Below are 8,218 nucleotides of genomic sequence, written 5' to 3' on the forward strand. Positions count from 1 at the left end.
GAGGGAGCGACTCGTTTGGCGGAGTCGACGCTCGGCGTATCTGGGTATCCCCCGCGGCGGACAATTGGATCCGGTTACCGATGAACCTGCCTCGGCACCACCGCAGACTGCTTGCATGCCCCCCCCGAACCCGACCGAACCATGAACGGCGATGTCGCCGTCACGATGAGAAACGCTGTACGAACGCGGCCCATCTCGGACACTCATCAGGACGCCGCTGCCCCGATCGACGTCTCGATTGCGTCCTCCTTGCAGCAAGCAGCCGCCGACTGTTCGGAAAGCGTGTGCTCGACATCGTTCTCGCTCTGCTGGCACTGATCCTGCTGTCGCCGATCCTTCTGCCGGCAGCATGCGCGATCAAGCCCCCTTCCGCGGGGCCGGTCTTGTACCTGCAAGAGCGAGTCGGCCGTCGCACGAAGCCGTGCAGCGCCCGCGTCAGCCCCTCCAGACGTCCGGTCCAGTGGTCCCCCTGCAGGTATCCACGGCCGCGCAGCAGGAGGCCGATGCGCAAGGCCCGGGCGAGAACGTCGGAACGCACGATCCCCCCTCCCGTGGTCTCCGCAAGGGTTCCGTCAACGGCCTGCAGTCCCATGAGGCGGCCGTAGAGCCTCTCGACGACCTTCCGCGCCTCGTCTTCCGTACGGAGCGCCCCGATGAGCAGGCCCTCGATCCCGCAGAGGAGCGGGTGCAGCTCGCGGCACGGACACGCTGCCCGCATCGGAGCAGGATGCCTGCTCCACGCCCTGCACGCCGATCGACCGTCGCTGGCGGCCTTCAGTCCGGTCTCGGACCTCGAATACACCCGCGCTCAGATGCCGCAGTGACGGCGATCACGGCGAGCCTCCGATGGACGTTGCGTACGCTGGCATCGTCGTCGCGGTAGGGGAATGGACGGGCCGGCGCGGCCCTCACGACCAGACCTGACGTTGGGTCAGTCGGAACGTGGTCAGCTTGCCGCCTAGGCACTTGACTCGTTGTGAGCTCACGCAGACACGTGGCCCGCACCCGTACACGATTCGGTTCCGCGATGCTCTCTGTAAACAACGCGAAGAGGTCGACTACGGCACCCAGGACGACGCGATGGAGCGCCCGACGCAGATATGCGCCGATCTCTTCCACAGTGTGCGAGTGCCGGGCGTGCCGTTGTGCAGCGAACGCCTTTGATCCGCAGCCAACGGGCAGGGAGCCGTCTTCCAGGAGCACAGAGGTTCGGCGGTCCGCCCACATTCACCAACAGCACTGGACGCACCAGCCCCCTGATCCTGGCCCGCACGGTACGGCCGATAGGGAGACCGCCCGGCGAGATACTGGTGGGCAGTGATCTCAGGTGCGTAGGGGTTCCTGGCGATGGGGACGAACGCGAGCGTGGCCACGAGGGACTTGCGGCTTGAAACGGAGAACACAGCTCCACCCGCCCCAAGGTCCGGGCCTCCATTGAGCACGCCTGCGAGGCGGGGCACGGCGGCGTACTCGCTTGCCAACGACAGCGACCACATGAGCAGCCGCAACGTGGGGGCGCCAATTCGGGGTTCGAGGCAGAGCGGGGTGGGCCCAGGCGCCAGCTCGTACGAGCTGTACGCCTACGGCGAGTTGCAGCCAAGCGCCTGGCCGGGATGAGCGCCCGGGCGTGCCGTGGGGTGTGATGTGGGAGGAGGCGTTGCGGCGGACGACGTGTGATCGTTCGTATGTACGGTGCGTGTTAGCCTGCCGCGGTCATGATCGGCTGCGTACGGGGGCACGGTGGGCTCGGACGGCTACCAGATCAAGGCAGGTACGGTCGGCGGCGTCTTTGACAAGGTCGACCGGGTGGGCGCGGCCCGGGACCTGAACAAGTGGGCCGCCGAGGCACGGGCCGGGGGGATGGAGACCAGCGAACTCACCGCCGTCGACAAGCTGATGCTCGCCGACACCGTTGTCGCGGGCGCCCACTCCGAGCTGAACGAGATCCTCACGGCCGGCGACCTGGCGCGCGCGTCGACGCGTATGGACCTGCTGAGCCTCGACGACGAGATGGCCATGGAGCGGATGCTGGCCAAGTCGGACAACCCACAGGAGCGGGCCTACCTGATGAAGGCCCTGGCCGCCGGCCACAGCGTCGCCGAGATCGGGAAGTTCCAGGACAAGCTCCACGGCGGGGACCCCGATTGGCTTCCAACAGTGATCTCCCCAACGCGTACAGCGTCTGTCTTCCGTGGTAGCAGGGGCGGTGCCGCCATCGCGGCGGCCGCGCTCCTCGCTCTCGCCACGGGCTGCGGCCCGGGCGCCGACGAACCGGCCGGCGGCTCCCCGAGCACCGTCAGCCACCCGGTGCAGGACACCACCATCAACGCCAAGCCGGGCGAGCGCTTCACGCTCACCGTCGACCAGAACGCCTCCACCCGCGAGTACTGGTACCTGATCGACCCCAAGCCCGACAGCTCGGTGCTGGTCAGCCGCGGCCAGGAGTACGCGCCGGACTCCGGCGACGAGCCGGTGGCCGGTGCCGGCGGCGGGCTCACCTTCACCTTCGAGGCCAAGGGCAAGGGGACCACCCGGTTCACGTTGCTGCACTGCACTTTCGCCACCTGCCAGGGCAACACCTCCACCCAGCCCCCCGCGACGAGCGGGCCCTCCGGCACCCCGACCACGGGGGCGGCCACCCCCTCCCAGGCCCCCGAGCGCGTCACCTACACCGTCACCGTCGACTGAGCCGAGACACCCGAGGCCCCACCATGAACGACGACGCGCTGTACCCGCCGGACCGCACGGACGACGAGCTGGCCCAGCTCGACATCCCCGTCCTGCTGCGGTACGGCCTCGCCGCCGAGCCCGGCACCCGGCGCACCGCCCCGTTCGGCGACGGCGACGGCGCTGCGGCCGCAGCCGTCATCCTCGACCGCCTCGGCACCGAGCCGCGCTCGGTCGCCTTCCTCGCCGACACCGTGCGCGCCGGCGGCCTCGCCCCCGCCGCGGAGTTGCCGGAGCCCCTGCCCCGCCGGGAGGCGGCCGTCCTCGTACGGGAGTGGCTCCGCGCCGGCACCGAACCCGTGGGCGGGATCGCCGCCGACGACACCGTGGCCACCTGGCTGCGCGCCCGCGGAGCGGGTGGGGCCGGCCGCCCTCGAGGTCCTGCTCCTGCTCACCGGCGCCTTCGGCGGCGTGCTCGGGCCGCTGTTCGCCATCTGCCAGAACGACCCACCCTGAGGGAGGCCCCGGGACGAGACGTACCCGCTGCGAGGGTGTTCGCGGCTTTCGCATCCGCCGAGCCTCCGATGACACGGGAGAGCGGAAACCTGACGGCTACGCGCGCCCATTGCCGCGCCGGCCGGCCCGAGGCCTCCCGGCCGAGCCGGGAGCGCCGGCCTTACGCTCGCAGGACGGGAAGCTCGTCCGGCGACAGCCGCTGTTCCTTGCTCCGGCCTGGCCGGCCCAGCCGCCGCGCGCGGACGGTAACCGTACGGCGCGGGACATGATGCACGGGCCCGTCCGGACCGGGTGGGTGCATTCCTCCCTTTCCCATGGCTGAACCGGCTACGTCCTCCCATCTGCCTGTCAGGCGTCGGAAAACCCACCAAGCGGTCAGCGTCGGTCCGGAACCGTCGTCCGGAAGCCGGCCGGAGAACCCTGATGCCCGGGAGTATCGCGAAGGCGGCGCGCATCCTGGACCGCCGGACCGGGAGCGGTGGCCACTGACCGATACCGGTCCAGTGAGACGGGACCCCGCACACTGTGCCGTAGAGCTGTCGGGCAGCGTCGGGTCATCGACGCGATGTCATGCCTTGTGTTAGTGTCATGCGTTTGCGTGGTCGTCGCGGTGGGCGATTCTGCCTGTTCGGTCCACTTGTGGGGGGGCTGTTCAATCCTGCCGGGCCTTCCTCGGTACGTTCCCCTGCGGAAGGCTGTTCATGAAGCATCCCGATGACTCCGGCATCGTTCACGGCGGTCCCGCCCAGCCCGGGGCCACGACTCCGGCGCTGCCCCCGGCCGTCTCCTTCGCGGGTCTGGAACTGCCGGTGGAGGTGCTGCGGACACTGAGCGGACTCGGGGTACGTGACCCCTTCCCGATCCAGGCCGCCACACTGCCCGATGCCCTGGAGGGGCGCGACGTCCTGGGGCGTGGGCGCACCGGATCGGGCAAGACGCTCGCCTTCGGCCTGCCGCTGCTGACACGTACGGCCGGGCGGCGCGCCGAACCGAAGCAGCCCCTCGCTCTGATCCTCGTGCCCACCCGAGAGCTGGCCCAACAGGTCACCCAGGCGCTGGCGCCGTACGCCGAGGCACTGCGGCTGCGGATGGCCACGGTCGTCGGGGGCATGTCCATCGGCCGGCAGGTCGCCGCGCTGCGCCAGGGAGCCGAGGTGGTCGTCGCCACGCCCGGACGCCTGCACGACCTGATCGAGCGCAACGCCTGCCGCTTGGGACGGGTACGGATCACCGTGCTCGACGAGGCCGACCAGATGTGCGACTTGGGCTTTCTGCCGCAGGTTGCCGACGTGCTCGACCAGGTGCACCCCGACGGTCAGCGGATGCTCTTCTCGGCCACTCTCGATCGCGACGTCGATCAGCTCGTCCGCCGCTACCTCCACGACCCCGTCGTCCACTCGGTCGACCCGTCCGCGGGCACGGTCACGACGATGGAGCACCACGTTCTGGTCGTCCACGGCCCTGACCGCTACGCCGTCACCACGGAGATCGCCGCCCGCGACGGCCGCGTACTGCTGTTCCTCGACACCAAGCACGCCGTCGACCAGCTCACCAGGCATCTGCGGACCAACGGGGTGCACGCCGAGGCCCTGCACAGCGGCAAGTCCCAGCCGCAGCGCACACGGACCCTGGCGCAGTTCAAGAACGGCCAGATCAGCGTTCTGGTGGCGACCAATGTCGCGGCCCGTGGCCTGCACGTCGACGACCTCGATCTCGTGGTCAACGTCGACCCGCCCACCGACCCCAAGGACTATGTGCACCGGGCGGGCCGCACAGCCCGCGCCGGTGAGTCCGGCAGCGTGGTCACGCTCGTGCTGGCGGGCCAGCGCCGCGAGACGAGCCAAATGCTGGCCGGGGCCGGCATCGAGCCGATCGTCACCAAGGTGCGCTCGGGCGAGGCGGAGCTGAGCCGCATCACCGGCGCCAAGGCTCCCTCCGGCACCCCGCTCGACGGCGGGCCCGCCGTCCCCCGGCCCAAGAACAGCAACGCTCCCTTCCGCGGCCTCGGCACCAGCAAGGACCCGTCCCGCGGCGCCGGCGGCAAGTCCCGAAAGGCCGGCGAGGCCCGCAAGCTCGCCGAGGCCCGCAAGGCCGCCCTCGTGCGTCGCAACGGCTGAGAGCCGTTGCCCTGCCAGGGAATCTCCTGGCCACGGGATCGACAACCCTCCGCCCGGCCCGAAGCCGCCCAGCACGAAGCGAACGCCCACGGCCGCGAGAGGGATACCCGCCGAAACGGAGCAGGATGACGTTGCCGGCGCCCCGCACTGCGCCCGGCATGACAAGCTGTGCTTGCCCACCCCCGAACCCAGGAGGTCACCATGACCACAGAGCCCGTAACTACGGAAGGTTCGGAGCCGGCTGACCCCGAGACGTCCCCTCTGGCGCCGGACAGCGACGGCAACTACGACCTCAAGCGCAAGTTCCGTGAAGCCCTGGCGCGCAAGCGTGGTGCCCAGGCGGACGCGGCCGATGTTGCCGCCAACCCGGATGCGTCGAAGGTGCGTGCGGCGCACGGCCCGGCTGCGAGCCAGCGGTCGTTCAGGCGCAAGAGCGGCGGCTGAGCCGATCATCCCTGCGGTCCAGCCGCTTACGGCACGGCTGACGGGCCCGGGCGACGCCGGCGCGTCTGGCCATCCCAGCCGGCGTCACCACCGGAGCCGTCCGAATGAGTGGCTCCATGGAGGTAGACGGCGGATTCGTCCGGCAGGTACGCGGTGTGGGCGTCGATGGCGAGGTAGGCGCCGCACGGGCCATTTGCACCGGCCGGCCCTGAGGGCGGCAAGAGGTAGCCCGTGTGGTGTCCCGGCCAGTAGGAGACCCGCCCGGTTGCCGCCACGTGGCGGGCGTCATCGACCATGGCGCCGGCTGGCGCCAGACGGACGATCCGCGGTCCGTTGACGCTGCTGTCCGGCCGTATCGGGTACCTCCACGAGCTGAGGATGGCCCGGTGCGGGAGCTGCAAGGTACCGGCTCACCTGACCGCGTTGGTGGGCGCTGAGGACGGAACCCGACAAGCTGTCCAGGGCGACTCGAGGGACCACTGAACGCCCCGCCTGCTGCGACGGATGCATCACATCCAGAGTCATCAACACGGTAACAGCGCCCTCCCGGGAGAACACCAGCCGCCTCAACTGCCCGAGCCATCTCACGACAACCCGCTGCTGTTCGGTTTGGACACCTCGGCTGAAGGATCCTGCAGTGATTCCCAGATCCGACGCCCCAAGCACCGCGCCCATCGTGATCAACCGGCTCTGGTGTGAGGGGCGTTGTCCGTGGCAGGCCGTACTGTGGTGAACGAACAGTCACTGATGCCTGCTTGCGGCCGCGGCACCCCTTCCGTCCACGACGTGGACATCGTCGCCATCCATGACCCGGACGAGCACCCCGAGTGGGGAAACGGCGGGCCGAGCGCGGAAGAGGCCCTAGAGCACATGCGTGGCCAGGTCAGCCGGCTACTCAGCCAGAGCAGCGGCACCTAGGACAACGTGGTCCGGCACACCCGGCTGCGCAACCACGCGTTCAGTGCTTCCTCGATGACCCGGACGACCCGGACGCCTTCACCATGGATGTCGTCGGTGTCCGTCGCCCCTGCTCGTCGCCACGATCACCGTGGCGTTGCGCCTGGTGTCGGACCGGCCCCCTTCGCATAGCGTGAGCCCGCACGATCGGGACGCGGCGATCAACACCCGGGCCGTACGGGATACCCCGCCCTGCTGACAGCCCGTCCTGATGATGCCCACGGCGTGACGCCGAGCGCTGGCGAAGGCGTCCACTGCTCGGAGCAGTTGGAGCACGGCCTCCCGCTGTCAAGTGAGGGAAGCCGCGGCCGTCGGACGGCGCTTTGCCGCGCGTGGAGTTGAGACGACCGGGCGGCCACCTGCTCCTTGGGCGTCTCCTCCCTTTCCGTCAGCCGCTAACGGGTTCCGATCCCGCGCCTGGCAGAAGCACCGCTTGCCAAGCCTCCATGACGACCTCGGCGATGTGGCGCGGCGGCGATCGCCGGAGGGATAGTATTGATTATCATTTTCATATACGCTGGTCTCGCTGTCACCCTCGGACGGGAGTTTGCATGGAACCGCGCGATGTGGCCGCCGGATTGGCAGAAGGGGTGGAGAGCTTCGACCGACTGTTCAGCGCGTTGTGGTCGCCGATCGGTGCGGCGACCGTCAAGGCTGCGCGCCTGCGCCCCGGTGTGCATGTACTCGACGCATGTTGCGACTCGGGGGCGTCCGCGATTCCGGCCGCCGAGCAGGTCAGCCCGCACGGCGTGGTTGACGCAGTCGACCTCGCGGAGTCCTCGCTTGAGAGGGGTCGCGCCAAGGCCACGATCCGCGGTGTCTCCAACGTGCGCTTCATGCACGGCGACGTCCTCGACTGGCCTGCACCCACCGGTGGTTACGACGCCGTGGTGTGTTCGCTCGGGATCTCCTCGTTCCCCGACGTGGCGGCAGGAACAGAGCGACTGCTGAGGCTGGTGCGGCCTGGCGGCAGGCTGACCGTGACCATCTGGTCCCAGGGTGCGCTCGGTCCGCTGCCCGAGTTGATCCATCGGGCCGTCGTGCCGGAACGGCCGCGCCCTGCCGACGTCCCATGGCTGGTCAATCCGCTCCAACCCATGGGCACACAGCGGTTGTTCCGGGACTGGCTCGCTGCCCGCTCGCTGTCATTCATCGATGTGCAGTACGTCCCGCTCGCTGTGCCCGGCGACCCCGACCTGTTGTGGTCCCTGGTGTCCGGCACCAGGTGCAGAGGCCTGCTCGACGGCTTGCCCGTCGCCGCGGTGGAGCGCGTCCGTCGGCGGTTCACGGCGGGCCTGCTCGCCGAGGGCCGCGAGACGATCGACTTCTCCGTGCTTGTGGGCACGGGGACTCTCCGCCGCGTCGCCCCGCCTCGCTCGCCCCGAAGTGCCCGCAGCTTGCTGGCCGTCGGTCGGCCCATCGGGCCCGTGCCGCGGATCGGTTGACTTACAGGAGATTCATGTCCCGTCGTCTGTTCACCTCGGAGTCCGTGACCGAGGGTCACCCCGACAAGATCG

The 8,218-nt window shown here is 69.7% G+C and carries 6 protein-coding genes; 5 read left to right on the forward strand and 1 reads right to left on the reverse strand.

From position 1 onward, the window contains the following. Nucleotides 1-1,740: 1,740 nt before the first annotated feature. On the forward strand, nucleotides 1,741-2,688 hold the full coding sequence (locus BKD26_RS28015; protein WP_241518881.1) for a protease inhibitor I42 family protein: 948 nt from the start codon (nucleotides 1,741-1,743) through the stop codon (nucleotides 2,686-2,688). Here the strand turns inward: BKD26_RS28015 and BKD26_RS40560 are convergent. Next, entirely contained in the window at nucleotides 2,667-3,122 is a 456-nt protein-coding gene (locus tag BKD26_RS40560) for a hypothetical protein (RefSeq protein ID WP_179166732.1), read from the reverse strand. The genes BKD26_RS28015 and BKD26_RS40560 overlap by 22 nt on opposite strands. A gap of 762 nt (nucleotides 3,123-3,884) precedes the next feature. On the opposite strand from BKD26_RS40560, the gene BKD26_RS28025 reads away from it, so the two are divergent. From BKD26_RS28025 to BKD26_RS28040, 4 genes are all read left to right on the forward strand, one after another. After that, complete coding sequence (locus BKD26_RS28025; protein ID WP_084903692.1) at nucleotides 3,885-5,300, forward strand: DEAD/DEAH box helicase; 1,416 nt, start codon at nucleotides 3,885-3,887, stop codon at nucleotides 5,298-5,300. Nucleotides 5,301-5,501: 201 nt separating this feature from the next. Then, nucleotides 5,502-5,744, forward strand: coding sequence for a DUF5302 domain-containing protein (locus BKD26_RS28030; protein WP_084903694.1), 243 nt, complete (start codon nucleotides 5,502-5,504; stop codon nucleotides 5,742-5,744). Between the two features lie 711 nt (nucleotides 5,745-6,455). After that, nucleotides 6,456-6,662, forward strand: coding sequence for a hypothetical protein (locus BKD26_RS41640; RefSeq protein WP_241518882.1), 207 nt, complete (start codon nucleotides 6,456-6,458; stop codon nucleotides 6,660-6,662). Nucleotides 6,663-7,252: 590 nt separating this feature from the next. After that, nucleotides 7,253-8,146: a class I SAM-dependent methyltransferase gene (locus BKD26_RS28040; protein ID WP_179166733.1), complete on the forward strand. Its 894-nt coding sequence runs from the start codon at nucleotides 7,253-7,255 to the stop codon at nucleotides 8,144-8,146. Nucleotides 8,147-8,218 lie beyond the last annotated feature (72 nt).

It is taken from the genome of Streptomyces sp. CB03238, from assembly GCF_002099185.1.
Classification (GTDB): domain Bacteria; phylum Actinomycetota; class Actinomycetes; order Streptomycetales; family Streptomycetaceae; genus Streptomyces.